We start from the raw sequence: 22,433 nt of genomic DNA on the forward strand, positions 1-22,433 counted from the left end.
CGGCCGCGCGGCCGCGGACCCACGGGGCTGCCGGGGCCCCGGCACCGGCGGCCCCTTCCTCTCTTCCCCACCTCACACGAACAACGGAGCACGCCCATGGCTCACGCCATTCGCTTCAAGGAGACCGGCGGTCCCGACGTCCTGCGCCGTGAAGAGGTCGTCGTCGGCGACCCCGGCCCGGGCGAGGTACGGATCCGGCACGAGGCCGTCGGACTCAACTTCGCCGACACCTACTTCCGCAGCGGCCTGTATCCCGCACCGCTGCCCGCCGGACTGGGTGTCGAGGCCGCGGGGGTGGTCCAGGCGGTGGGCGAAGGCGTCACCCATGTCGCCGAGGGAGACCGGGTCACGTACACCGGAAGCCCGATCGGTGCCTACAGCACGGAACGGGTCATGCCCGCCGACTCCCTGATCCGGCTGCCGGACGGCATCGGCTTCGAGACGGCCGCCGCGATGACCATGCGCGGCCTCACTTCCGCCTACCTGTTGCGTAGGATCCACCCGCTGAAGGCCGGGGACACGATCCTGCTGACCGCGGCGGCGGGTGGTGTCGGCCTGATCGTCTGCCAGTGGGCCAAGCTGCTCGGGCTGACCGTCATCGGCACCGTCTCCACCGAGGAGAAGGCCGAGCTCGCCCGTGCCCACGGCTGCGACCACGTCATCCGCTACCGGCGCGAGAACGTGGCCGAGCGGGTGCGCGAACTGACGGACGGCGTCGGCGTCCCGGTCGCCTTCGACAGCATCGGCAGGTCCACCTATGCCGCCTCGCTGGCCTCGCTGCGGCGCCGCGGTCTGCTGGTCTGCTTCGGTACGGCGTCCGGGCCGGTCCCGCCCATCGACGCCATGCAACTGGCGCTCAGCGGCTCCCTGTTCGTCACCCGGCCGGCTCTCGCCGACTACATCGCCGACCCTGCGGAGCGTGCATCGCTGGCGGGAGAGCTCTTCGACCACGTCGCCTCCGGACGCATCGCCGTCGAGATCAACCAGCGCTACGCGCTCGACGACGCCGTACGAGCACACCGCGAGCTGGAGTCCGGGCGGACCACGGGATCGTCCGTCTTCGTCCTCTGAGCCGCTGCCGCAGCACGCGCGTCTCCACCCTCTCCAGGAGGAAGCACCATGGAAAAGACCGTCTCTTCGCTGGAAGGCGCACCCGCGTCGGTGCGCGCCCATTCCCGGCGCTCGGTCAAGGTCGGGCCCCTGGCCTGCACCATCGGCGCCGAACTCTCCGGAGTGAACCTCGGCGACGCCGTCCGCGACGACGACCTGTTCGCCGAGATCAAGGCCCTGCTCCTGCAGTACAAGGTGCTGTTCCTGCGGGAACAGGACATCACGCGGGCCGAACACGTCGCCTTCGCCGAGCGCTTCGGCCCGCTGGAGGACCACCCGGTGGCCGGCAGCGACCCCGACACCCCCGGCCTGGTACGGATCTACAAAGACCTGGACAGCGCGCCGGAGCACTACGAGAACGCGCTGCACACCGACGCCACCTGGCGCGAGAACCCGCCCATGGGCGCCGTGCTGCGCTGCATCGAGTCGCCCCCGGTGGGCGGTGACACGATCTGGGTCAACATGGCCGAGGCCCACCGCCGGCTGCCGGAGCACATCAAGACACAGATCCAGGGACTGCGGGCCCGGCACAGCATCGAGGCCACCTTCGGCGCCGCCATGCCACAGGAGAAGCGTCACGCGCTGGCAGCGCGGTTCCCCGACGCGGAGCACCCGGTGGTCCGCACCCATCCCGAGACCGGCGAACAGATCCTCTTCGTCAACGCCTTCACCACGCACTTCGTCAATTACCACACCCCTGGGAACGTGCGCTTCGGGAGCGACTACGCCCCCGGCGCGGGCCTCCTGCTGAACTACCTGATCAGCCAGGCCGCCGTCCCCGAGTACCAGGTGCGCTGGCGCTGGACGCCGAACAGCGTCGCCATCTGGGACAACCGCTCCACCCAGCACTACGCCGTCCAGGACTACTGGCCCGCCGTCCGCAAGATGGAGCGCGCCGGAATCGTCGGCGACAGACCGTTCTGACCCTTTCCCTTTCCGCCAAGAGCAGTTGAGGTGATGACAATGGGGTTTCTCACCACTGCGGAACCCGCCCCGGGCAGAACCGTTTCCGGTTCCTCGGAGTGGCCCGTGTCCCGGCGCTACGCCTGGGTGGTATTCGCACTGAGTTTCGGACTCCTGCTCTCGGACTACATGTCCCGGCAGGTCCTCAACGCCGTCTTCCCGATGCTGAAGGCCGACTGGCTGCTCTCGGACGCCCAACTGGGCTCCCTCAGCGGCATCGTGGCACTGGCGGTCGGCCTGCTCACCCTCCCGCTCTCGCTGCTGGCCGACCGGTGGGGCAGGGTGAGGTCCCTGGTCATCGCGGCCACGATGTGGAGCCTGGCGACCCTGGGCTGTGCGGTGGCGGCGAGCTACGACCAGATGTTCGTCGGCCGGCTCTTCGTCGGCATCGGCGAGGCCGCGTACGGCAGTGTCGGCATCGCCGTGGTCCTCGGCGTCTTCCCGCGCGCCCTACGGGCGACGCTCTCGGGGGCCTTCATCGCCGGTGGGGCCTTCGGCTCGGTCCTCGGCATATCCATCGGCGGCGCCGTGGCCCAGGCGTACGGCTGGCGCTGGGCGTTCGGCGTGATGGGCGCCTTCGGCCTGGTGCTCGCGGGCATCTACGCCGTGGTGGTCAGGGAGAAGCGGCCGGCCCCACGACAAGATCCGGCGGAGGAAGGGGCCGGTACGGATGAAGGCGACCGTCTCCGCGTGCTCCTCCCGCGGCTGTTCTCCTCCGTCTCGGTCGTCAGCGCCTACATCGGCAGCGGTCTGCAACTGTTCATCGCGGGCGCCCTGATCGCCTGGCTGCCCAGCTACTTCAACCGCTATTACGACATGCCCACCGCGAAGGCCGGTGCGACCGCGGGGCTCTTCGCCCTGGTGATCGGAATCGGCATGATCGCCGGCGGCATCGCCTCGGACCGGATCAGCCGTCGCGCCCCGATCCGCAAGTGGACCGTCGCCATCAGCTGCAGCGTGGGCTCCCTCGTCCTGCTGTTGACCGCGTTCCGCCTGCCGGCCGGCCCCGTGCAGCTGCTGGTGCTGGGGCTGGGGACCCTGCTGTGCGCCGGAACGGCCGGGCCGGGGGCCGCCATGGTGGCGAACCTGACCCCCGCGGCCATCGCCGCGACGGCGTTCGCCACACTCACGCTGGCGCAGAGCCTGCTCGGACTCGCCCCCGGCCCCGCGGTCACGGGGATGCTCGCGGACCGGCTCGGTCTGCTCGGCGCGTTCCGGCTCGTCCCGCTCGTGGCGATCGGGGCCACCGCGGCGTTCCTGATCGGCCGCCGCTCCTACGACCGTGACATGCGTCGTCTGACCGGGGTCGCTCCGGTGGCGGAGCCGCGGAAGACGGAGGTGTCCTCATGAGCGGTACCACCGAACCGTGCCGGAGGGCTACCTCACCACCGACGCGCTCGACGAGAACGGCTGGAACCCGGTGCCCCGCGAAGGACGACGCGTAGCTGTGATTTGGCTGTGAAGCGTCGTGCGGGAGGGGCTGGGGGTGCGGGATGAGTGCCGACAAGTTCTATATTCGTACGAACCATCCACGCGCGGCCCTGCTGCGGTGAGCAGGGGGAGACGATTTCGATGGCCGACACCGAAGCCACTGCAGGCACCCGGACGGAATCCCGGAGCAGCCGCAACGTCCGCAGGAAGGCACAGAACCGCAGGCGCATGGGCATAGGCGTGGCCGTGATCGCCCTGGGCGCGGCCGCCGCCACCGCGTACGCCTTCATGGCGGGCCCCTCCGGGACCACCGAGCGAGACGCGAATCTCGCGGCACCGGGCGCTGCGGCGGACGGGGCCGCCGCCGCCAAGGCAACGGAGGAGGTCTGGGACGGCAAGGTCAAGGTCCTCGGAGACGGCTCCACCTCCTACACCGGACCGCAGCCGGGACAGCTCAAGCCCGAGCGGCTGAAGCCCGGTGAGAAGCCACCGCAGTTCGTGGTGTTCTCCTGGGACGGCGCGCTGGAAGGCGACGACCACCTCTTCTCCCACTTCCGCCAGGTGGCCCGGGAGAACAAGGCTCACATGACCTTCTTCCTCACGGGCATCTACCTGCTGCCGGAGAGCAAGAAGACGCTCTACCACCCGCCGCAGCACAGCGAGGGGGCGGCCGCCATCTCGTACCCGACCGTCCCGCACATCAAGTCCACCCTCGGACAGCTGCGCGGCGCCTGGAGCGACGGCAACGAGATCGGTTCGCACTTCAACGGGCACTTCTGCGGGCCCAAGGGCGGCGGGGAGTGGAGCCCCACCGAATGGAAGAGCGAGACGGACCAGACGTACTCGTTCATCAAGAACTGGAAGACCAACACCGGCTTCACCAAGGAGGCGCCGCTGCCCTTCGACCCGGACCGGGAGGTGGTCGGCGGCCGTGCCCCGTGCCTGGAGGGTCAGCAGAACCTCCTGACCGCGATCAAGCCCTACGGCTGGCGCTACGACGCGAGTTCCTCGGGAGATTTCCAGCTGTGGCCGTCCAAGCAGGACGGCATCTGGAACTTCCCCCTCCAGCTGGTGCCGTTGCAGGGCAAAGACGTGCAGGTCCTCTCCATGGACTTCAACTTCCTCTACAACCAGTCGGGCGACAGCACCCAGGGCGACCCGGCGAAGTTCGCAGGGTGGCAGGCGCAGGTCCGGGGTTCGTACATGAACGGCTTCAACCGTGTCTACAACGGCAGCCGGGCGCCGATGTTCATCGGCAACCACTTCGAGGACTGGAACGGCGGCATCTACATGAAGGCCGTCGAGAACGTCATGAAGGACGTCTGCCCGCGCCAGGACGTGCGCTGCGTGTCGTTCCGGGAGTTGGCGGACTGGCCCGACGCCCAGGACCCGAAGGTCCTGGGCCAGCTGCGCATGCTCGACCCGGCACAGGTACCGGACTGGACCGCGCTGATCAAGTAGTCGGCGCCGGCGGCTGCCGGCCCGCCGGGCCCGCAGCTGCCGTCCGCCGGGCGGCGCCCCCCCCCCGCCCTACTTCACCGCCTTGACGTAGTTCGCCCACAGGCGCAGCGCCCGGTCACTGCCGGGCGTGTTCGGGGTGTCGCCGCCCAGACCCGTCAGCGGCTGCGGAACCAGGTCGGTCAACGACATCCGGTAGACCACCACGGCCGTGGACTCGTTCTCGGTGCTGGCCACGAACCAGCCTGCCGTGTTCGCGGCCGTCGTTCCCGTCTTGCCCGCCGTGCCGGGGTGCACCTTGGCCACCGCCTTCGCCGATCCCTCGGTGACGGCGGACCGCAGGGCGTCCGTCACCGCCCGGGCGGTCTCGGCTTTCACGGCCCGGGTCGGCTTCGGCGCGTCGAGCGGCATCGCGGCGCCGTTGCGGGTGACCGAGCGCACCGAGTAGGGGTCGGTGTGCATGCCGTCGGCGGCGAACGTCTCGTAAGCCCCGGCCATGCGGATCGCGCTGGGGGTCGAGTTCTCCCCGAGTGCGAACGTGGGAATCCGCGGCCCGAGGCTCGATCCGAGCAAACCCGAACGCTCGGCGAACGACTCCACCCGGTCGAGGCCGACATCGAGGCCGAGCTGCAGCATGGGGGTGTTGACGGAGTTGGCGACGGCCTGGCTCAAGGTCACCTGACCCCAGTTGCGGCCGCCGTCGTTGCGGCCCTTCACCACCTTGCCGCTGCGGTCCCAGTACGGCCCCTCGGGCGTCTGCACGGTCACCTGGTCGTTGCCGTCGGCCATGGTGGAAGGGGAGACGGGCGTGCGGTCCTTGCCGCGCGTGCGCACCACCCCCTCCTCGAGCGCAGCCGCGTAGACGAACGGAGTGAGCGCCGTGCCGACCGGGATCGTCGTCGCGTTCGACTCGTTGAAGCCCTGCTTCAGGTAGTCGGGGCCGCCGTACACCGCGAGCAGCCGCCCGTCCTGGGCCACGCTCGCCGCGCCGATCCTGGCGTGTTTGTCGGTGTCGGGGCGCCGCTCGGCGTCGAAGTCCTTCTGCGCCTCCTGGACGGCACCGGTCAGCGCCGTCATGCGGGCCTTGTCGAAGGTCGTGTAGATCTGGTAGCCGCCGAGGTCGAACTCGGCGTCCGGGATGTGGCCGGTCTTGATCGCGTACGCCTTGGCCAGCTCGACCAGGTAGCCGGTCTGCGCGCCGGGAGCGCCGGGAAGGGACCCGCCCGTGGGCTCGGGGAACTCCGTGTAGGTCGCACGCTCGGCGCGCGTGAGCCGGCCGGTCTCGACCATGCGGTCCAGGATCCACGACCACCGCTCGACGGCCCGCTCGTGGTTCTCCGGGCTGAGGGCGGGGTCGAACAGTCCGGCGCCCTTGAGCAGGGAGGCCAGGAAGGCGCCTTCGCTGACGTTGAGCTGAGAGACGTCCTTGCCGTAGTACGTCTGGGACGCGCGCTGCATGCCGTAGGTGCCGCGCCCGAACCAACTGGTGTTGAGGTAGTCCTGGAGGATCTGCTTCTTGTCCCTCTGGTTGTCCAGCTTCACCGCGAGCAGGATCTCGGTGAACTTCCGCGAGAGGGTGCGGTCCTGATTCAGGTAGGCGTTCTTCACGTACTGCTGCGTGATGGTGGAGCCGCCTTGGGTCTCGCCCCCGGTCACCGCGGCGCTCACAGCGCGGAGGAAGCCGGCCGGCGAGACTCCGGGATCCGAGTAGAAGCTCGCGTTCTCGGCTGCCAGGACGGCTGACTGGACCTTGGGAGGGACCTTGTCCAGCGGCATCTCCTGCCGGCTGACCCAGCCCGTCCGGGCCATCGTTGTGCCGTCGGCCCAGTAGTAGACGTTGTCCTGCTGCGTGGCGAACGAGTTGATGTCGTCGGGTATCTCCGTGGTGGCGTAGGCGTAGGTGACGAAGCCCGTCATGGCTATGAACGCGTACACGCAGGCACCGAGCCACTGGCGCCACGAGGGTATCCACCGGCGCCGGCCGGTGCGGCCCGGTCTCGGGAAGGCGGGCCTCAGGCGCCGTAGTTGCGTACGCGCCACATCGACGGCCGGTGCCAGGGCACCGAGCCGGCCGGCTCGCTCCCGGGGACGGCGGCGGGTCCCTGACTTGTCCCTGCGGCCCGACCGGACCCCACCTGCGCCCTCCGGAGCCACCTGCCCGCCCCGCGCTCGCCTTCTTGCAGCCGAATCCTGCCTATCCACTGCGAATGCCCCCTGTGCTGTGCTTTCCCGCACACATTAGATGTATTTGCTGTGAGGCCGGCGGGGTGGTGGCCTCATCCCGTCAGCGAGCGGCGGTTCGTCCCCTGTGGCGAAGCGGAGGCGGACCGCATCGGAGGCGGGGCGGCTGCGCCTGGGGGCCGTCGACGAAACGGAACGCAACGAAAGAGTCGCCCAGTTGTGCGACGATGCCGTCCCCCGGTTCGTGTGTACCGGGTGACAAGGGGAACCACAGTGATACCTAAGAGGTTCAGGCCCGCCGCCATTGCGGCCCTGACCGTAGCCTTGGCGTCCGGCAGCATGTTGGCGTACTCGGCGAGTGCGGGCACCGGGCCCGAGGCGGCCGATCGTGCCACCTCCGAAGCCTTCGCTCGCATGGCCGAGGACGTGCTCTCCGAGCGCACCCAGGCCTTGGTCGAGGACCAGCCAGGGCGTCGTCATTCCGGCCAGACTCCTGCGAAGACACGGATGTCGGCCCAGTTGAAGAAGGACGAGGAGGCCGCGATCTCGTCGTTGCGGTCCCGCAGAACACGGCTTGCGGATCTCGGCGAGGCCTACACGGGCGCCGACACCCGCGTCGCCGTCGACCGTGCCACTGTCGCAGGTGGGAAGGCGACCGTCCAGGTCACCGAGCAGACCACGCTCACCTACAAGAAACTGCGCGGCGACGAGCCGGCCACCACCGACTTCCGGACGCGCTACGAACTGACGCTCACCAGCAAGCGGGGCGGTGGCTGGGAACTGACATCGATCAAGTCTCAGGACAGCGGCCCCGTCGCGATCAACGAGCCGGTGGCGGCCAAGGTGAACGTCGTCAAGGACGACGGCAACCAGTACCCGGACGGCACGCCCGCGTCCACCAAGTACCCCGCCCCGGCCAAGCCCAAGGCGAAGACCGGCGGTACCTACGACTACGCAGCCATGGCGAAGTACGCGGAGAAGTACTGGAGCAACTACAATCCGGCGTACCGCAAGTTCAACGGCGCCGGGGGCGACTGCACCAACTTCATCAGCCAGGCGCTGAAGGCGGGTGGCTGGAAGGCCGTTCCGGGCTCCACGTCGGACTACCGGAACTGGTGGTACGACGGAGCCCGCCAGTCCGATTCCTGGGTCGGCGCGAACGAGTTTGCATGGTTCACGCTGTCCAACAAGCGGGCCGCGAATCTGGCCAGTGTGTACCAGACGGACGTCGGTGACATCGTGCAGGTGGACTTCAACAAGGACGGGTCCAAGGACCACTCCATGATGGTGACGTACCGCAGCAGCGCAGGAATGCCGTACCTCACCTACCACTCCACGAATACCTACCGCAAGTCCCTCGCGAGCATCATCGCGTCCTACCCGGACGCGGTCTACTACGCGTACCGCACCTGACGGTTGCCCCTCGGCTTCTCCTGTCGCGGAACTCCCTCGACAGGAGAGGCCGACCCGTCCCGCAGTCCGTCCTCGGGCGTGCGGTCGAGCATCGAGTAGCGGGCCTGGTTCAGCAGTGCCGGTGTACCAGCTCCCGCAGGATCGTCACCGCCTCGCGGTGTTGTTCGGCGGGGTGGTCTGAGGTCGGCGTCCAGCTCCCTGTCGGAGCGCACCGCCCGCGTTCCCCGCCACTCCATCGGGGGATTCGAAGGGGAATCGCACCGGTTCGTCACTAGTCTGAACGGGACAAACTTCAGCAAGTGACGGGGTTCTGATGTCGGATCCGATGACTGTCCTGGCCATGACCGGGGCGACCACCCTCGTGGCGGCGATGGCCACCAACGTCTGGGAAGGCACAAGGGACCGGGTCCTGGAACTCGTCCGGCGCCGGGACGCGGATCGAGCGGCGGCCCTGCGGGTCCAGTTGGACGGCGACGCCGGCCTCGTCCTCGAAGAGGGGGAGGACGCCGACCTCGTCCGCGACGACCTGGTACGCCCCTGGGCCCGGCGGATCGCGGCACTGCTGCGCGACCACCCCGAGGCGGCCGACGACGTGCGGGCCATGGTCGAGGAGGCCGCCCTGCCCCACTCCGCGCAGAGCTGGTCGCAGCACATCACCGCACACGCGGGCGGCGCGGCCTTCGGAGCGCAGGGGCCCGGCAGCAGCGTCCATGTGCACCATCACCGGCCGGCGTCCGGCGACGCCCCGGTATGAGCGGTCAGGACCCCTCCCCCGCACGCCAACACGTCAGCGCGAACGGCGGGTTCGCCTACGCGGTGATCGGCGGTGACATCCACGTCTATGTGGACGGGCTGCCGGTCTACGTGCTGGAGAACTGGCGTCCCGCCCCGGATCCGGATCCGGAGTGGCTGCGGGAGCTGCCCCGCCGCATGCTGAGCGCCCGCCACGAGATCGTGCCGTTCACCGGCCGGGCCGAGGAGCTCGCCGATCTGGACGCCTGGCGTTCTTCGAGGCGCCGCCTGGCGGTTCGGTGGCTTCAAGGGCCCGGAGGCCAGGGCAAGAGCCGTCTCGCGGCGGCATCGGCCCGCGAAGCCGTCGCGGACGGCTGGAAGGTGATCAGGGCCTTCCACGGCGTCCGTCATGGACGCGCCGACCTGTCTCCGGGGCAGGTGCGACCCCGGGCGCGGCGATCAGCGCGTTCAGCCACCTCCGGGCCGTCCAGGCCGGTGACGTCGACGCCGCCCGCGAGTTCGCCGGCGCCGAGCCGCGGATGCCCGAGCTGCTCGTCGACGTCGCCGAGCGGTCCGCCAGTTCTTGAGGCGCGCGAACCCACCTTCGACCGGTGCGACCGATGAGCCCGGGATGCCCTCTCGATGGGTAACAGTCTGCACCCAGGGGGAGTAATGAATCATCGCTCACACCGAGTACTCGGTATGACTGTCGCCGTGTTGGTCGGCCTGGTCGGTTGCGGCAGCGGCAAGCTTTACGACGGCTCTACGCCCGAGCCCCGCTCGTCTGCCGTACCTGAGTACGTTGCCGCCTACCGTGCCGGATACACCGAGGGCAAGGCCGTTCATGACTCCTCGGGCAAGGGGGCGGCCGTCCGCGAAACCGTATGGGGTGGCTGTACGCGCCGGGCCCTGCAGGCCGGCAGCGCCGCCGAGATGGATCGTGGCTCATGGGTGCGAGGCTGCCTGAACGGCGTCGCCGACGCCCCTGAGCGATTGCCCACCGGCCCCGTGACCAGGCGGACCACGGATGCAGAAATGCTGGAGCGGTTCCGCGCCTGGGCTATCACCAAGGGCGAAGCAGAGCAGGTCGACCACGCCCGCACGCTGGCCATAGTCCAACTGACCGAACACGACTATGACGTTGAGTTGAGCACGGACTACTCAGCAGGGTCCGGAAAGCCTGGATCTGAATCGCTTGCCCAGAGTTTCGTCGAGTGGTGGAACGGCGATCACGGCCGCGACGGGACCGCCAGGAACGTTCTGGTCCTTGGGGCGGATGGAACGAGGCTGACTGCACAGCGCATCTGAGGAACGGCAACGGCCTCGTAGTGCCGGCTCTTCGAAAGTACCGAAGAGCCGGCGCCAGCGCACTGCATCCGGGCGCCCTCCACGATCCGGTGCCGCTCGACAACCCAGCGGTCGGCGCCGAGGCCGGAGCCGTGCAGGACGCCGCGTCGGGCGAGGACGGGTTTCACCCCAGGCCTGACGCCGGTACTTGTCATGACCGTAGCCGCGATCCCCGAGCACCGTGTCGGGCCGCCGGCGGGGGCGGCCGCGATTGCCGCGGACCGGTGGGGACGGTTTGAAGCAGGGGTACGGCCCCGTCCGTCGTTGGGCAGATCGGCGGCGCCACGTTCACGTCGCCCCGGGCCCCCTCGTCTGCCTCGTAGCAGGCTTCGATCAAGGCACGCAGTGCGGTCCGGGGCGGACCGTTCCGCACCGCAAGGTAGGTCTGTATGACGGGCGTCGGGTCGCTCAGGGGACGGAACACCACGCCGGGAACGGAGAGCTGATCGGCGTGCGGGGCGTAGAAGACCGTCCAGGACGGTTTGCCGTAGCCGATGGCGGCGAGGGTGTCCTGGTCGTTGGTGAACTCCGGGCCCAGGACGGGCGTGTAGCCGGCGGCCCAGCAGGAGCGCATCACCAGGTCGTGGAGCGCGGGGTTGCGGGAGCGGGGTGAGAGCCGCAGCGGTAGTTCCGCGAGCCGAGCCAGTGCCACGGTCTCCCGCGCGGCAAGCTCGTGACCCGCGGGTAGCGCCGCCATCAGCGCGTCCTGCCACAGCGGCAGGAACTCCAGCCCAGGGGCGGTCCGTTCACCGTGCAGCAGGGCGGCGTCCAGGTCACCCGCCCGCACCTGCGCCAAACGTTCCTCGGTCCTGCCGGTGACGAGTTCCAACTGGGCGTGTTCGGTACGCCGGGTGAACGCGGTGAGCACGGCGTCCAGCCAGGCACCCAGCCCGGAGCTGGTGCCGAGGCGCACCGTCGCGGCCTGTTCGACCCGCAGTTCGTCGACGGCCTCCCGGGCGCGTACCTGGAGGGCGAGCATCTCCCTGGCGTACGGGAGGAGCCGGTTGCCGGCCTCGGTGAGCCGGACAACGCGAGTGGAGCGGGCGAACAGCTCGGCACCCAACTCGCGTTCAAGCCGACGGAGCTGCTGACTCACCGCGGACTGCACGATGTGCAACCTATCGGCAGCACGGCCGAAGTGCAGTTCCTCCGCCACGGTGAGGAAGTAGCGCAGCTGACGCAGCTCCATGGTCCCCCGGTCTCTCTGTCCACCGCGACCAGCATTGATCACTGTTCGCGATCAGTGTAGGCGCGGATCGCTCGTTGGCCGGCGAAGGTGATCGCGGTTGGCTGGGGACATCACGAACCGCGCGGCCCGCAAGGACCTACGAGGCAGAGGAGAACCATGCCCGGCTTGGACATCAACGACACCACGCTCCACTACGAGGACGAGGGGGCCGGTCCGGCGCTGCTGTTCCTGCACGGCTGGGGCACCAGCGGCCGGACCTGGGGCGCCCAGCTGCCTGATTTCACCCGGGACCACCGGGTCGTCACGGTCGACTGGCGGGGCTGCGGGCGGTCGGCTCGCCCCGTCCGGGGCAACACCACCGCCGGGGTGGTCAGCGACCTGGTGGCGCTGATCGGCGCGCTGCGGCTGGACCGGCCGGTGGTCATCGGCTCGTCGATCGGCGGGTCCTTCGCCACTGAACTGGCCGTGAGTCGACCCGAGTTGATTGCAGGCGTGGTCCCGGTGGGCGCGCCGGGGTACTGGCCGTCGGCGAAGGCTCAGGCGGAGCTCGTGGCCGCTCTGCGTCGCGATCGGGCCGGTACGGTCGCCGACTGGGTGCCCGGGTGGTACGCGCCGGGCACCGCGCCCGCGCTCATCGACTGGACGGTCCGCCAGATCCTGGACTCCGGCGTCTACATCGACGAGCACCAGGCCGGCGCCGAGGGCTACGACCCACGTCCGACACTGCCCGGGCTGCAGGTGCCGATCCACTACATCCACGGTGAGCTGGACACCGCGATCCCCCTGGAGGTGGCCCGGACCTGCGCCGCCCTCACCCCCGAAGCCGAGGTAAGCGTGATCGCCGCCGCCGCTCACATGCCACACCAGGAGCTTCCCGACCGGTTCAACACCGCACTGCGAGCCGCGCTCGCCCGGATAGCCCAGGCCACCCGCGCCACCCCATAACCCGCCCGGACGAGCCGACCGAGACCGTCCCGGTCAGGACGGGTAACTGCGACCGGATGCGGCATCACGGCGGCACTGGCAGCTCCCTCGAGATTACTTCCGGTCCTTCGTACGATCGGGAGACCCACGGACACGGACGGAACGAAGGTGCTCTCACGCCGCGTGCCCAACAACGACCCCGAGCTACTGGAACTTACGGCCGACGTCCTGGCACTGGCCGATGACGGCCCGGTGACCGAGGCCGTCGACCTGAACACTGCGAGCCCAACTGCTGGAGTACTTCCCGCTCCTGGAGCGGTGTTCGCATACGCGGCGTCCAAGGCTGCCCTCGTGCGGCTGACCGGCCACCAGACGCCGGCCGCCCTTCGCCGGATCGGTGCGAGCCGACTGGCGACCTGACTGAAGAATCGCAAGGCGCGTGGCGCGCAGGCCCTGGCGGACACGGCGGTTGCCGCGGCGTGGACCCAGCACACCGCTGCGGCCGGGGAGAGCACGGCCGCAGCGGTGGTCCATACCCTCCCGCTCGCCTCGCCGGGGTGATCTCCGCGCGGGATTCGCCCTCTCCTGGGCCGATCTCGACTGGTCGGTCTCTGCCCCATGGCATAGGCACCTTCTACAAGGACTGCGAGCACCCGCACATCGAAAGGACCACGGAAAGGTCGTCGGACTTCCCTCTGCTGCCTCGCCCGTGACCGCCGCACACCAGGCTAGGAGACGGAGTGATGGCCGGGATGGGTATGCGAAGGTCTTCCTCTCGATCGGGCCGGCTCGGTTGCAGCCTGAGGATCACGACTCACGGCGGCTGCGATCCTCTCGGGCGGCGTCCGACGAAGCACCGCCCCGCCGTTCCCCGCGCCCTCAGCTCGACTCCGGGCAACAAGCCATTGGCCCCGACGTCCCACCCGCCCACCGTGCACGAGCTCGTCAGCACCCGTCACCGAGGTTGATCCCCGCCGCTGCGGCCGCGTGGACGACGTACAGCTGGATCAGTTCCATCGGGATCGCCAGAACGTTGAACCAGACGGTGGTACCGGCGACGAGGCCCGGCCGGCTCTCCCCGAGGCGGCGGCCGTACCGTCCGCGCAGCCGCCGCGCGAGCAGCACGCACACGGCCACCGCCGCCAGGCCGAGGCCCACACCGGCCAACCCCGCAACGTACTCCGCCATCGGGAAGGGCAGGCGCCGGCAGGCTTCGCGCTGCCGGTCGGCCCACCCGTGCTCGATCTCCTGTGTGTGCAGGGAGGTAGCCACACCGGCCACGGTCAGCAGCGGCACCAGCAGCGCCGCCGTCACGGTGCCCGGCGTGACGGCACGCGGGCGCGCCGTGCCGTCGCTCGCTGCGGGGGAGGGCGAGGTGGTGGCCATCAGTACCAATCCGGTTCCGGGCGGACGATGCGGATGCGTTGCTCGCCCCCGTTCCTGTTCGCGATGTGTTCCCGGCTGTCCAGACTCACGTTCTGGAACGAGCTCGTGTGCTGGGTCAGCTTGATGTCTCCGTCCGGGGTGACCGAGGTGACGACGGCGGCGTGGTGGGTCTCGCCAGGGGCGGTTTCCGTGCCGGCAGCCACCTGCTCGTAGAAGACGATGTCACCGGGCTGTGCCTCGGTCCTCGGCACCTCCCTGCTGCCGTGGCGCAGCAGGAAGTTCTGCAGTCCCTCGGCCCGTGCCCACGACTCGGAGTGGTACGCGTGCTGGTCGAGCCAGTCCCACCCGGTCCCGCTCTGGCGGCCCCAGGCGTTGTCGCCCATCAGCCCCGTCCAAGGGTCGATCTTCTTCTTCATGCCCCCCGCTTCCAGGCTCGACGACACGAAATTGGTGCAGTTGCCGAGCGCCCCGTAGTCGAGGTCGTCCTTCTTGTCCCAGTGGTCGAGCGCGTACCGCACCATCTCGACCCGGTCGACCTTCCCGTCGGGTCCGCGCAGTTCGCGCCCGACCTCGAGCGGCAGGCCCTTGAGGTCGGCGAGGGTCACGGGGTCGGCCCGCATGAGGTCCTTCTGCTGCTGCGGCGTCAGGCCGTCCCACCAGGTGCGGACGAGGTGCGGATCCTTCCCGACGGGCATGTCCGCCCTGAGGATCTCGAATGCGACGTGCGACGCCTCGACGAGGATCTCGTTGTGCGCCTTCGAGGTGTCGGAGACGTTGATGGTCTTCGCGAGCTTGTCCAGTTCGACGGAGGCCTTCGCGTCCGCCTGGGAGGCTTCGCGCAGCGCCTCCTCGATCAGCCCGTTGACCTCGGATATCCGGCCCAGTTCCTTGGTATGGGCATCGCGTACGTTCTGCGGGACGTTCGGGCCGACGGGTGCGGCACCCGTGTACGCGCCCACGGCGCGGCCGTCCTCGACGCTCGGCCCGTGCTCGCGCGCCGGCTCGGTCGCATGGAAGAGCGTGCGCTGGGCGAGGCCCATGGAATGGGCCAGGGCGTCGACCACCATGGCCACACCCTTCATGATGTCGCCGCCGGACTCCAGACGGTCGGCGAGGTCTTCCAGGCGCCGGCCGGCCTGCTTGCCGGTGGCGTCCGCCCAGTGGTCGTCGAGTGGCTTCTTGCCCTGCGCGCGGATGTCCTCGCAGGCGGAAGAGGAACGCCGGGCGAGTTCGACCCAGTCGTCCGCCGCCTTCTGCCACTGGTCCACGCGGCAGTCGTACAGGTCGTGACAGGCGACCACGGGTCAGCTCCTCCCGAAGTCGGCGAGGCCCTGCTGGAGCCTGGCAAAGGCGTCCTTCGCCTGCGCGTCCGTGGTGTCGTAGGCGTTGGCCGTGGTGTGGAGGTTGTCGGCCATGGTGTTCATCTGCTTCCCGAGGTCGACCATGTGGTCCTCCCAGGCGGTCGCACACCGCTTGAGCTCTCGAACTTCGTCGGCAAGGGCCTCCAGACCGCCCAGGACGAGGCGCAGGCCGCCGGGTTCTACGCCCTCAAGTCCCACGACGCCCTCGGCCGCGACAGACTCCAGGCCCTCGACCGGAACTGGAAGGTCTGCTCCCAGACCCCCGCCGCCGGCGCGAGCATCGACACCGGCACGAGCGTCGACTTCGGCGCAGTCAAGCTGGAGGAGACCTGTCCGGCCACCGACGCCCCCGCCCCCAAGCCCGCCGGCGACACCATGCCGAACTTCGTCGGCCAGGGCATGAAGGCTGTACGAGGCGCCCTGCCGTCCAACGCGAGCATCACCGTGAAGGACGCGGTGCAGAGCCGCATGGTGCTCCAGGAGTCGAACTGGAAGGTGTGCAGCCAGGACCCGAAGCCCGGGACCGCGCTCAGCGGCCGGCCGGTCTCCTTCACCGTCGCCAAGACCGAAGAGACCTGCCCCTGACCCACCGGCGACCGGTCCGCGCCCCACACTCGAGCGCCCTCACCCGCCCCTCACCCGCCCCGCCCCCGCCCCGCCCTCGGGCTCCTGACTTTCGTCCGCGGACAAGAGTCGAGCCCGGCTGCCCGTCGGTGAGCAGCCTCCAGGTGAGGGCTCGTAGCGCCTTGGGGTGGGCTTCCTCCGAGAAGGAGGTGTCGCTCAGCAGCAGCGGGGCGGTAGTGCTGCCGAGCGGTGCGAGGCCGGCCAGGCACCAGCGGGCCGGGCCTGCCTGGCGGCCGTACCGAACCGCTCCCGGGCGCCGACCGGGTCGATGGCGGCGTTGCCGGTGGCGCCCGCCGCCAGTGCGCTCCGGATCACGGGTACCAGCCGGTCGCCGACCTCCGGGAAGGACAGGGCCGCCGCCGAGCCTGACCGGCCGCACCGATGGGTCCCGGAATACGGAACGGGGATGGTCCAATATTCGGACGACGCTTGCATGCGCCTGAGCTGCGCCGACAGGATACGGCCATGGCCCCCGCCCTCATATCGCGTCGTCACGTAGATCTGCTGCGTGTCTCGACCATGCTGTGTCGGGCCGACTTCCCCCGTGCGCACGGCTGTTGATCCGCTGATCCGCCGCTCCTGACACCGCCCGGACGTCCACGCGCTTCCCACGCGTCTCCCTCCGCCTGCCCTCCCGCTCGTGTACACGTGTCACCGCCCCTCGGTGGCGGCACGTGTCATGCCGCTGCTCGGACGAGGTCCCCTCATGCCGGAAAACCCCCTCCTGCTCCACTGGTTCCTGCCCACCGGCGGGGACGGCCGCGATCCCGGCGGCGTCACCGCCGTCCAGGAACGCACCGGAGCCGCCACCCGGCGGCCCGCGGACATCCCGTACCTGGCGCAGGTGGCACGGGCCGCCGAGCAGGCCGGATTCCACTCGCTGCTCACGCCCGTGGGGCTCGGTTGCGTCGATCCGTGGATCGTCACCACCGCGCTCGCGCAGCACACCACCCGCATCGGGTTCCTCGTGGCGTTCCGCGCCGGTTTCACCAGTCCGACGCTGCTCGCCCAACAGGCCGACGCCTTCCGCCGGTTCGCGGGAGGTCGACTCGCGCTGAACGTGGTGACGGGCGGCGACCCCGCCGAACAGCGCGCGTACGGGGACCGGTTGGAGCACGACGCCCGCTACGCCCGGACCGAGGAGGTGATGACGGTCCTGCGCACTCTGCTGGACGGCAGGACGGCCGACCACGACGGGACGCATCTGCGGATCGAGGGGGCCCGGCTCACCGATCCCGAACTCCGCCACCCCGTGCCCCTGTACTTCGGCGGGGCTTCGCCCGCCGCCGAGGAGGTCGCCGCCCGGCAGGCCGACGTACAGCTGCTGTGGGGCGAGCCGCCCGCCGCCATCGCCACGCGCCTCGCCCGGCTGCGCGAGCGGGCCCGGGCGGCCGGCCGCGCCGTGCGGTTCGGCCTGCGGCTGCACGTCATCAGCCGGGACACCGCCGCCGAGGCCTGGTCGGAGGCGGACCGGATCCTCGCCGGGATCGATCCGGAGGCCGTACGGGCGAGCCAGGAGCGGTTCGCCGCCATGGACTCCACCGGGCAGGCCCGGATGACGGCACTGCACGGCGGGATCGCGGACGCCTCCCGCCTGACGGTGGCGCCGAACCTGTGGGCGGGCATCGGTCTGGTCCGCGAGGGTGCCGGGACCGCGCTGGTCGGCTCGCACGACGAGGTGGCCGCACGGCTCGCCGAGTACCGTGCCCTGGGCATCGACGAGTTCGTCCTCTCCGGCTACCCGCACCTCGAAGAGGCGTACCGGGTCGGCGAGGAAGTGGCGCCGCGCCTGCGCGCCCTGACCGGGGCGGACGCCGCGTGACCGCTCTCACGACGGCGACGGCGACGGCGACGGCGACGGCCGGGCCGGATCGGTCCCCGCCGCCCGGCCCGGATACGGCCGAGGCCGGGTCCCCGCGACGGGACCGTCTACGGGAGGCGTTCCGCTGGGGCGCGCTGCGGATCGTCGCCCTCGCGGTGCTCCTCGCCGCCTGGCAGGCAGTGGTGTCCGCCGAGGTGTGGCCGCGGGTGCTGGTTCCCTCGCCCGGCGACGTGTGGCGGCAGTTCGTCCTCGCCTCCACCGTGCACGACGGGGTGCGCGGCTACGGCGGCCACCTGCTGATCGAGCATCTGGGGGTGAGCCTGGGCCGGATCGGCACCGGCTCCGCGTACGCCGTGCTGGCCGGGGTGCCGCTGGGCCTGCTGATCGGCACGGTCCGACCGCTGGCCCCGCCAAGCTCGTCCGGCGGTTCGACGCGGCCGGCTACGTCGCCCTCGTCGAGGCCATGAACGCCCATGACATCGGGCGGGGCCGCAGCGGCATCCGTACGGCACTCGGCCGGGTCACGGCCCGGACGGTGGTCGCCGGAGTGGACTCCGACCGCCTCTACCCCCTTGCCCAGCAGGAGGAACTCGCAGCCGGCATCCCCTCCGCGGGCGGGGTGCGGATCATCCGCTCCGCGTACGGGCACGACGGCTTCCTGCTGGAGGCCGAGCAGGTCTCCGCACTGGTGCGGGCACTCCTCGACGGCGCAGCGGATCCGGCCGCCCGCCCTACCTGCTGACGGGCCGGTCCACCGATGTGGCGCCCCGGCCGACCCGGGGGGCTACTGGTGGTCGGGAACGTACCTGTAGCCGACGCGACGCACGGTGGATATGCGGTCCCGGTACGCGGGACCGACCTTGCGGCGCAACCTGGCCACGTGGACGTCGACGGTACGGCCGTCGCCGATGTGCCCGTAACCCCAGACGCCCGAGATGAGGGCATCGCGCGTGTGCACCGTGTACGGGTGCGCCACGAGGTGGGCCAGGAGGTCGAACTCCAGGTAGGTGAGATCGAGTACGCGCCCGTCGACCTCGACCAGCCGACGTGCGCGATCGACCTGGATGGCGTCATCGGAGTGGTCGGATTCCGCGGGGGTCCCGGGCTCGAGGAGATGGGTCTCCGGGCGTATGCCGTGCGCGCTCATCAACGCCACGGGATCGACATTCGCCGGCAGGAACACGAGGTATCCGACGCGACCGCCGTCGGGCCCGTCGACCGAGACGAAGGGCGGTCGGTCGCCGACCAGTTGGAGGCGCGGGGCCGGGGAACGGCGGAGTGCGGGTACGGGTACGGGTACGGGGATTGCGGTGGTCACGATGAACCCCTTCGGCTGCTCGGAGTCGGATACGGATGCCGGGTGTCCGGCCTCGACGGGGCAGGGGTCTCCGCGACGGATTCGAGGGGGAGCGCGGCGCGTCGTACGCCGGGCGGACCCGTACGGCTCGAAGGCCGGGGTCGCGAAGTACGCGGCGTACGGAGAGGGACGGCATCCGGCACACCGGTGCGCGTCGGGGGAAACGCCCTGTCGAAGAAGCCCTAGACGGGTCGGCAGACGGCGCTGGCGACGCGACGGAAGTCAACGTGCCTGCGGCGTACGAGCAACGGCTGGGACGGGGGCATGCCCACATGGTGAGGCGTGCGCCGGGCGCGCGTCAACACTTTCCTACTAGTTAGATAGGAAAGCCTCCGCCGGTAGCCGCCCCGAGCCGGTCGGGCGAACTCCCCGGCTTCACGTGCTCCCTGACGCAAGGTCCGACCGCCGGCCGACCCCCGGGTCGGCCCCCGCCCTGCATCATCCTTCATGTCGAGATCGAATTGTCCACGATCCGGTCACTCCCTTGCCGGGAAGGCCGCTTCGAGCGAGTATCCCTATCACTCCGATAGGAAAGGTGGGGATACCGTCGGCCTGCCCCCGCACCCCCTCCCGCACGTTCAGCAACCGGCCGACGCCGCCCGACAATGTTCCGGAGCAGTCGACATGACGACCGTCATCCCCCATGGCACCGCCGTCCACCCAGCTCGCGCGCCACACAGCGGCGCCCGGGCCTGTCGGTGACGCCGGTGCCGATGACGCCGAGCACCGCCGACGCACAGCGCCGCGCGCTCCTGCGGACCGCCCGCGACGTGGCGGACGACCTCGCGGCCGACGCCATCGTCCGCGACCAGGCGGGCAAGCCGCCGACCGACGAGACGGCCCGGCTGCGCGAGGCCGGCCTACCGGCGGCCCTCACCCCGCCCGGGCCGGACCGCGGCACGGACTGGCGTACCGCATGCGCCGTCGTACGGGAGATCGCAGCGGCGGACAGCTCCGTCGGCGACGTACTCGCCCGCCACTACGTGCACACCTGGAGCGGACGCTTCTACGCGAGTCACCAGCACGCGACCGCCCTCGAGGAGGAGTCGGTGCGCGAGCGGTGGCTGTGGACCGGCGCGGTCCGCACTCCGTGGCCCGACGAGGACACCGACGGAGGCGACCTCACGCTGAGGCGGCACAGCACCGGCCATCTGCTGAGCGGGCGCCGGGCCGTGCACACGGCGGTGGCCACGGCCGACCAGATCGTGGTCGACGCCGTCAGCGCCGCGAACGGTGACGTCCTGGTGGTACGGATCCCACCCGGCGCACGGGGCCTGCGCGTCGAGCCGGTCCACGACCGCCTCGGGCAGCGCGTCGCCGGCGCGGGCGAGGTCGTACTCGACCGGGTCGCCATCACGCCCGAGCAGGTGCTGGGCCGCCGGCCGCACGACGAGGAGTCGACCGCACCCTTCACCGCGCTCGCGGAACCGGCGCTCCGGCTCGCCCTGTGCCACGTCGGCCTCGGCATCGCCGAGGGCGCCCTCACCGAAGCGCGCGACCTCAGCAGGGGCGGCCGCGCGCACCGGCTGCCCGGCGAGGACCCGGACCTCTTCCTGACCTACGGGGAACTCGCCTCCGCCGCCCAGACGGCCACCGCCGTGGTCGACCGGGCCACGGACGTGATGGCGCAGGCCCTCGACCTGGGGCCGCACCTCGACGCGGAGGCAGCCGCGGGCGTCGCCGCCCTGGTCGCCACGGCCGAGGCCGTGACGTCGAAGGCCGCCCTGCGCATCACCGCCCGGGTACTGGAGCTCGCCGACGCGCCCGGCCTGGACCGGTTCTGGCGCAACGCCCGGGTCCTGACGGCCCACCGCCCTGTCGCACACCGCCTCCGCTCCGTCGGCGAGCACTACCTCAACGGCTCCCACCGCGCGGTGGCGGCCTTCCGTTGACGTCCGGCACGGCTCCGGTCGCGGACCCGCGACGGACACCGGCCCCGGCCATGCCGGATAATGTCCGTATGCGGATCTCAGCCAGGGCGGACTATGCGGTACGTGCCGCGCTGCAGCTTGCCGCGTCACAGGATGACGGGCCGGTGAAGGCCGAGGCCATCGCCGACGCTCAGGACATCCCGCACAAGTTCCTCGAGGGAATCCTGAACGACATGCGCCGAGGCGGTCTCGTCCTCAGTCAGCGAGGTGGCAACGGCGGCTACCGGCTGGCCAAGCCCGCCGGGTCCATCAGCATCGCGGATGTGGTCCGCGTCGTGGACGGACCGCTCGTCTCCGTGCGCGGGGTCCGCCCGCCGGACCTGTCCTACACCGGCCCCGCCCAGGCGCTGCTCCCCCTGTGGATCGCGCTGCGGGCCAATGTGCGCGAGATCCTCGACGGTGTGACGCTCGCCGACGTGGCCTCGTCCGACCTGCCCGCCGGCGTATCGGCACTGGCCGACACGCCCGGGGCCTGGACCAATCCCTGACCCCACCCCCCTCGTGCCCCGAGCACCCCCCAGCCTCACCTGCACGTTCTCACATGTCGAGATTTCGACGTCCACCATTCGGTCACCCCCTTGGGGCGGGTCTGCGCCTCTGCCAATATGCCTACCAACCAGGTGGGAAAACTAGGAATCCAGGGAGGTGGCCGTGCGAGCACTGCATCACGCAGGCCGGATGCTGCCCCTGACCTCCCGCCGGCACATCGACCTGGTCCGTACGTCCAGCGCCATCTGTCAGCCCGGCTGACACACTTCGCCGGGTCCGGCCCCACGCCCAGGTCATCCCTGGGCGTCGCCCCAGCCCGCTCTCTTCGGCCGGGTGCTCCCCCGGCCGGCCTCACCGCCGCGTGCCGCCGAGCGCGAGCATCCGATGCTCACTCCCCCGCCTGCAACCCCGCTGCCGACGGCCGGGAGTGACTTCCGTGTGCGCCGATGGCTTCGTGTCGCCCGGCTCCGTCCCCGTATCTCGCTGAACACCATCCCGTGAAAGGACACCCCCGTGTCTGCCGCAAGACCGCTCACCGCCCTGCGTGCCATCGCCGTCACCGCGACCCTTCCCCTCCTGCTCACCGCCTGCGGCTACGGTTCCGCGGCGAAGAAGGAGGACGACAAGGCCGCCAACACCGCGGCCGATGCCGGCAAGAAGCTCTCCGCCTCCGAGGTGCGGATCGGGTACTTCCCCAACCTGACGCACGCCACCG

At 70.5% G+C, this 22,433-nt stretch carries 24 protein-coding genes and 3 pseudogenes; 18 read left to right on the plus strand and 9 right to left on the minus strand.

Annotated elements, in window-relative coordinates; translation table 11 throughout:
- Nucleotides 1-96 precede the first annotated feature (96 nt).
- The 4 genes from AB8A24_RS34970 to AB8A24_RS34985 all read left to right on the plus strand — a co-directional run bounded on the left by AB8A24_RS34970 (nucleotide 97) and on the right by AB8A24_RS34985 (nucleotide 4,965).
- A complete protein-coding gene (locus AB8A24_RS34970) occupies nucleotides 97-1,071 on the plus strand; it encodes a quinone oxidoreductase (RefSeq protein WP_369478496.1) in 975 nt (324 codons plus the stop codon).
- Between the two features lie 48 nt (nucleotides 1,072-1,119).
- The gene (locus tag AB8A24_RS34975) at nucleotides 1,120-2,034 is read left to right on the plus strand and encodes a TauD/TfdA dioxygenase family protein (RefSeq protein WP_369478497.1); all 915 of its coding nucleotides are present in this window, start codon (nucleotides 1,120-1,122) and stop codon (nucleotides 2,032-2,034) included.
- Between the two features lie 105 nt (nucleotides 2,035-2,139).
- Complete coding sequence (locus AB8A24_RS34980; protein WP_369478498.1) at nucleotides 2,140-3,423, plus strand: MFS transporter; 1,284 nt, start codon at nucleotides 2,140-2,142, stop codon at nucleotides 3,421-3,423.
- A 309-nt stretch (nucleotides 3,424-3,732) separates the two neighbouring features.
- Complete coding sequence (locus tag AB8A24_RS34985; protein WP_369478515.1) at nucleotides 3,733-4,965, plus strand: hypothetical protein; 1,233 nt, start codon at nucleotides 3,733-3,735, stop codon at nucleotides 4,963-4,965.
- Nucleotides 4,966-5,034: 69 nt separating this feature from the next.
- Here AB8A24_RS34985 and AB8A24_RS34990 read toward each other — a convergent pair whose 3' ends face one another.
- Nucleotides 5,035-6,897, minus strand: coding sequence for a transglycosylase domain-containing protein (locus AB8A24_RS34990; protein ID WP_369478499.1), 1,863 nt, complete (start codon nucleotides 6,895-6,897; stop codon nucleotides 5,035-5,037).
- Nucleotides 6,898-7,557: 660 nt separating this feature from the next.
- On the opposite strand from AB8A24_RS34990, the gene AB8A24_RS34995 reads away from it, so the two are divergent.
- The 4 genes from AB8A24_RS34995 (at nucleotide 7,558) to AB8A24_RS35010 (ending at nucleotide 10,596) form a co-directional block, all read left to right on the plus strand.
- Nucleotides 7,558-8,556 (plus strand): amidase domain-containing protein, encoded by a 999-nt coding sequence (locus AB8A24_RS34995; protein WP_328960479.1) that lies wholly within the window; start codon nucleotides 7,558-7,560, stop codon nucleotides 8,554-8,556.
- 340 nt (nucleotides 8,557-8,896) lie between these two features.
- Nucleotides 8,897-9,310, plus strand: coding sequence for a hypothetical protein (locus tag AB8A24_RS35000; protein WP_369478500.1), 414 nt, complete (start codon nucleotides 8,897-8,899; stop codon nucleotides 9,308-9,310).
- The gene (locus tag AB8A24_RS35005; RefSeq protein ID WP_369478501.1) at nucleotides 9,307-9,912 is read left to right on the plus strand and encodes a hypothetical protein; all 606 of its coding nucleotides are present in this window, start codon (nucleotides 9,307-9,309) and stop codon (nucleotides 9,910-9,912) included. The genes AB8A24_RS35000 and AB8A24_RS35005 overlap by 4 nt, the downstream gene beginning before the upstream one ends.
- Nucleotides 9,913-9,990: 78 nt before the next feature.
- Complete coding sequence (locus AB8A24_RS35010) at nucleotides 9,991-10,596, plus strand: hypothetical protein (RefSeq protein WP_369478502.1); 606 nt, start codon at nucleotides 9,991-9,993, stop codon at nucleotides 10,594-10,596.
- Between the two features lie 92 nt (nucleotides 10,597-10,688).
- Here AB8A24_RS35010 and AB8A24_RS35015 read toward each other — a convergent pair.
- Both AB8A24_RS35015 and AB8A24_RS35020 read right to left on the minus strand, forming a co-directional pair.
- Nucleotides 10,689-10,863, minus strand: a pseudogene (locus AB8A24_RS35015) (IS5/IS1182 family transposase); the annotation flags it as partial.
- Nucleotides 10,787-11,824, minus strand: coding sequence for a LysR family transcriptional regulator (locus AB8A24_RS35020; RefSeq protein WP_369478503.1), 1,038 nt, complete (start codon nucleotides 11,822-11,824; stop codon nucleotides 10,787-10,789). The gene AB8A24_RS35020 and the pseudogene AB8A24_RS35015, both read right to left, overlap by 77 nt.
- Before the next feature lie 156 nt (nucleotides 11,825-11,980).
- On the opposite strand from AB8A24_RS35020, the gene AB8A24_RS35025 reads away from it, so the two are divergent.
- Nucleotides 11,981-12,769 carry an alpha/beta hydrolase gene (locus AB8A24_RS35025; RefSeq protein WP_328960484.1) on the plus strand — a complete coding sequence of 263 codons (789 nt, stop codon included), beginning with the start codon at nucleotides 11,981-11,983 and terminating at the stop codon, nucleotides 12,767-12,769.
- Nucleotides 12,770-12,931: 162 nt separating this feature from the next.
- Nucleotides 12,932-13,168, plus strand: coding sequence for a hypothetical protein (locus AB8A24_RS35030; protein ID WP_369478504.1), 237 nt, complete (start codon nucleotides 12,932-12,934; stop codon nucleotides 13,166-13,168).
- Nucleotides 13,169-13,693: 525 nt separating this feature from the next.
- Here AB8A24_RS35030 and AB8A24_RS35035 read toward each other — a convergent pair.
- Genes AB8A24_RS35035 through AB8A24_RS35045 form a run of 3 tightly spaced genes read right to left on the minus strand, consistent with a single transcriptional unit; the run spans nucleotide 13,694 to nucleotide 15,579 of the window.
- Nucleotides 13,694-14,134, minus strand: a complete 441-nt coding sequence (locus tag AB8A24_RS35035; RefSeq protein WP_369478505.1) for a hypothetical protein — start codon at nucleotides 14,132-14,134, stop codon at nucleotides 13,694-13,696.
- A complete protein-coding gene (locus tag AB8A24_RS35040; protein ID WP_369478506.1) occupies nucleotides 14,134-15,435 on the minus strand; it encodes an amidase domain-containing protein in 1,302 nt (433 codons plus the stop codon). The genes AB8A24_RS35035 and AB8A24_RS35040 overlap by 1 nt, the downstream gene beginning before the upstream one ends.
- A 3-nt stretch (nucleotides 15,436-15,438) precedes the next feature.
- Nucleotides 15,439-15,579, minus strand: coding sequence for a hypothetical protein (locus AB8A24_RS35045; protein WP_369478507.1), 141 nt, complete (start codon nucleotides 15,577-15,579; stop codon nucleotides 15,439-15,441).
- Between AB8A24_RS35045 and AB8A24_RS35050 the strand changes: the two genes are divergently transcribed.
- Nucleotides 15,580-16,080 carry a hypothetical protein gene (locus tag AB8A24_RS35050; RefSeq protein ID WP_369478508.1) on the plus strand — a complete coding sequence of 167 codons (501 nt, stop codon included), beginning with the start codon at nucleotides 15,580-15,582 and terminating at the stop codon, nucleotides 16,078-16,080.
- Nucleotides 16,081-16,275: 195 nt separating this feature from the next.
- Here AB8A24_RS35050 and AB8A24_RS35055 read toward each other — a convergent pair whose 3' ends face one another.
- Nucleotides 16,276-16,434, minus strand: a complete 159-nt coding sequence (locus tag AB8A24_RS35055) for a hypothetical protein (RefSeq protein ID WP_369478509.1) — start codon at nucleotides 16,432-16,434, stop codon at nucleotides 16,276-16,278.
- A gap of 391 nt (nucleotides 16,435-16,825) precedes the next feature.
- Here AB8A24_RS35055 and AB8A24_RS35060 point away from each other — a divergent pair, with 391 nt between their 5' ends.
- The 3 genes and pseudogenes from AB8A24_RS35060 to AB8A24_RS35070 all read left to right on the plus strand — a co-directional run.
- Complete coding sequence (locus AB8A24_RS35060) at nucleotides 16,826-17,941, plus strand: LLM class flavin-dependent oxidoreductase (RefSeq protein WP_369478510.1); 1,116 nt, start codon at nucleotides 16,826-16,828, stop codon at nucleotides 17,939-17,941.
- The gene (locus tag AB8A24_RS35065) at nucleotides 17,938-18,408 is read left to right on the plus strand and encodes an ABC transporter permease (protein WP_369478516.1); all 471 of its coding nucleotides are present in this window, start codon (nucleotides 17,938-17,940) and stop codon (nucleotides 18,406-18,408) included. Before AB8A24_RS35060 ends, AB8A24_RS35065 begins: the two co-directional genes overlap by 4 nt.
- Nucleotides 18,351-18,683, plus strand: a pseudogene (locus tag AB8A24_RS35070) (homoserine O-acetyltransferase); the annotation flags it as partial. The gene AB8A24_RS35065 and the pseudogene AB8A24_RS35070, both read left to right, overlap by 58 nt.
- A 42-nt stretch (nucleotides 18,684-18,725) precedes the next feature.
- Here AB8A24_RS35070 and AB8A24_RS35075 read toward each other — a convergent pair.
- Both AB8A24_RS35075 and AB8A24_RS35080 read right to left on the minus strand, forming a co-directional pair.
- A complete protein-coding gene (locus AB8A24_RS35075) occupies nucleotides 18,726-19,259 on the minus strand; it encodes a winged helix-turn-helix domain-containing protein (RefSeq protein WP_369478511.1) in 534 nt (177 codons plus the stop codon).
- A gap of 221 nt (nucleotides 19,260-19,480) precedes the next feature.
- Nucleotides 19,481-19,747 carry a putative leader peptide gene (locus AB8A24_RS35080; protein WP_369478512.1) on the minus strand — a complete coding sequence of 89 codons (267 nt, stop codon included), beginning with the start codon at nucleotides 19,745-19,747 and terminating at the stop codon, nucleotides 19,481-19,483.
- A 264-nt stretch (nucleotides 19,748-20,011) separates the two neighbouring features.
- Here AB8A24_RS35080 and AB8A24_RS35085 point away from each other — a divergent pair, with 264 nt between their 5' ends.
- The 4 genes and pseudogenes from AB8A24_RS35085 to AB8A24_RS35100 form a co-directional block, all read left to right on the plus strand.
- A complete protein-coding gene (locus AB8A24_RS35085; protein ID WP_369478513.1) occupies nucleotides 20,012-21,190 on the plus strand; it encodes an acyl-CoA dehydrogenase in 1,179 nt (392 codons plus the stop codon).
- A gap of 68 nt (nucleotides 21,191-21,258) precedes the next feature.
- Entirely contained in the window at nucleotides 21,259-21,717 is a 459-nt protein-coding gene (locus AB8A24_RS35090) for an Rrf2 family transcriptional regulator (RefSeq protein WP_030733383.1), read from the plus strand.
- 163 nt (nucleotides 21,718-21,880) lie between these two features.
- On the plus strand, nucleotides 21,881-21,979 hold the full coding sequence (locus tag AB8A24_RS35095; protein WP_328960495.1) for a putative leader peptide: 99 nt from the start codon (nucleotides 21,881-21,883) through the stop codon (nucleotides 21,977-21,979).
- A gap of 252 nt (nucleotides 21,980-22,231) precedes the next feature.
- Nucleotides 22,232-22,433, plus strand: a pseudogene (locus AB8A24_RS35100) (sulfate ABC transporter substrate-binding protein); the annotation flags it as partial.

The sequence above is a fragment of the Streptomyces sp. BF23-19 genome, from assembly GCF_041106355.1.
Taxonomy (GTDB): Bacteria; Actinomycetota; Actinomycetes; order Streptomycetales; family Streptomycetaceae; genus Streptomyces; species Streptomyces virginiae_A.

Bases quoted from the DNA above. Each gene is read 5' to 3' on its own strand.
- AB8A24_RS34970 (WP_369478496.1), top strand. From the start codon at position 97: ATGGCTCACGCCATTCGCTTCAAGGAGACCGGCGGTCCCGACGTCCTG.
- AB8A24_RS34975 (WP_369478497.1), top strand. From the start codon at position 1,120: ATGGAAAAGACCGTCTCTTCGCTGGAAGGCGCACCCGCGTCGGTGCGC.
- AB8A24_RS34985 (WP_369478515.1), top strand. From the start codon at position 3,733: ATGGGCATAGGCGTGGCCGTGATCGCCCTGGGCGCGGCCGCCGCCACC.
- AB8A24_RS34995 (WP_328960479.1), top strand. From the start codon at position 7,558: ATGGCCGAGGACGTGCTCTCCGAGCGCACCCAGGCCTTGGTCGAGGAC.
- AB8A24_RS35000 (WP_369478500.1), top strand. From the start codon at position 8,897: ATGACCGGGGCGACCACCCTCGTGGCGGCGATGGCCACCAACGTCTGG.
- AB8A24_RS35005 (WP_369478501.1), top strand. From the start codon at position 9,307: ATGAGCGGTCAGGACCCCTCCCCCGCACGCCAACACGTCAGCGCGAAC.
- AB8A24_RS35010 (WP_369478502.1), top strand. From the start codon at position 9,991: ATGACTGTCGCCGTGTTGGTCGGCCTGGTCGGTTGCGGCAGCGGCAAG.
- AB8A24_RS35020 (WP_369478503.1), bottom strand. From the start codon at position 11,824: ATGGAGCTGCGTCAGCTGCGCTACTTCCTCACCGTGGCGGAGGAACTG.
- AB8A24_RS35025 (WP_328960484.1), top strand. From the start codon at position 11,981: ATGCCCGGCTTGGACATCAACGACACCACGCTCCACTACGAGGACGAG.
- AB8A24_RS35035 (WP_369478505.1), bottom strand. From the start codon at position 14,134: ATGGCCACCACCTCGCCCTCCCCCGCAGCGAGCGACGGCACGGCGCGC.
- AB8A24_RS35045 (WP_369478507.1), bottom strand. From the start codon at position 15,579: ATGGTCGACCTCGGGAAGCAGATGAACACCATGGCCGACAACCTCCAC.
- AB8A24_RS35060 (WP_369478510.1), top strand. From the start codon at position 16,826: ATGCCGGAAAACCCCCTCCTGCTCCACTGGTTCCTGCCCACCGGCGGG.
- AB8A24_RS35080 (WP_369478512.1), bottom strand. From the start codon at position 19,747: ATGAAGGATGATGCAGGGCGGGGGCCGACCCGGGGGTCGGCCGGCGGT.
- AB8A24_RS35085 (WP_369478513.1), top strand. From the start codon at position 20,012: ATGACGCCGAGCACCGCCGACGCACAGCGCCGCGCGCTCCTGCGGACC.
- AB8A24_RS35090 (WP_030733383.1), top strand. From the start codon at position 21,259: ATGCGGATCTCAGCCAGGGCGGACTATGCGGTACGTGCCGCGCTGCAG.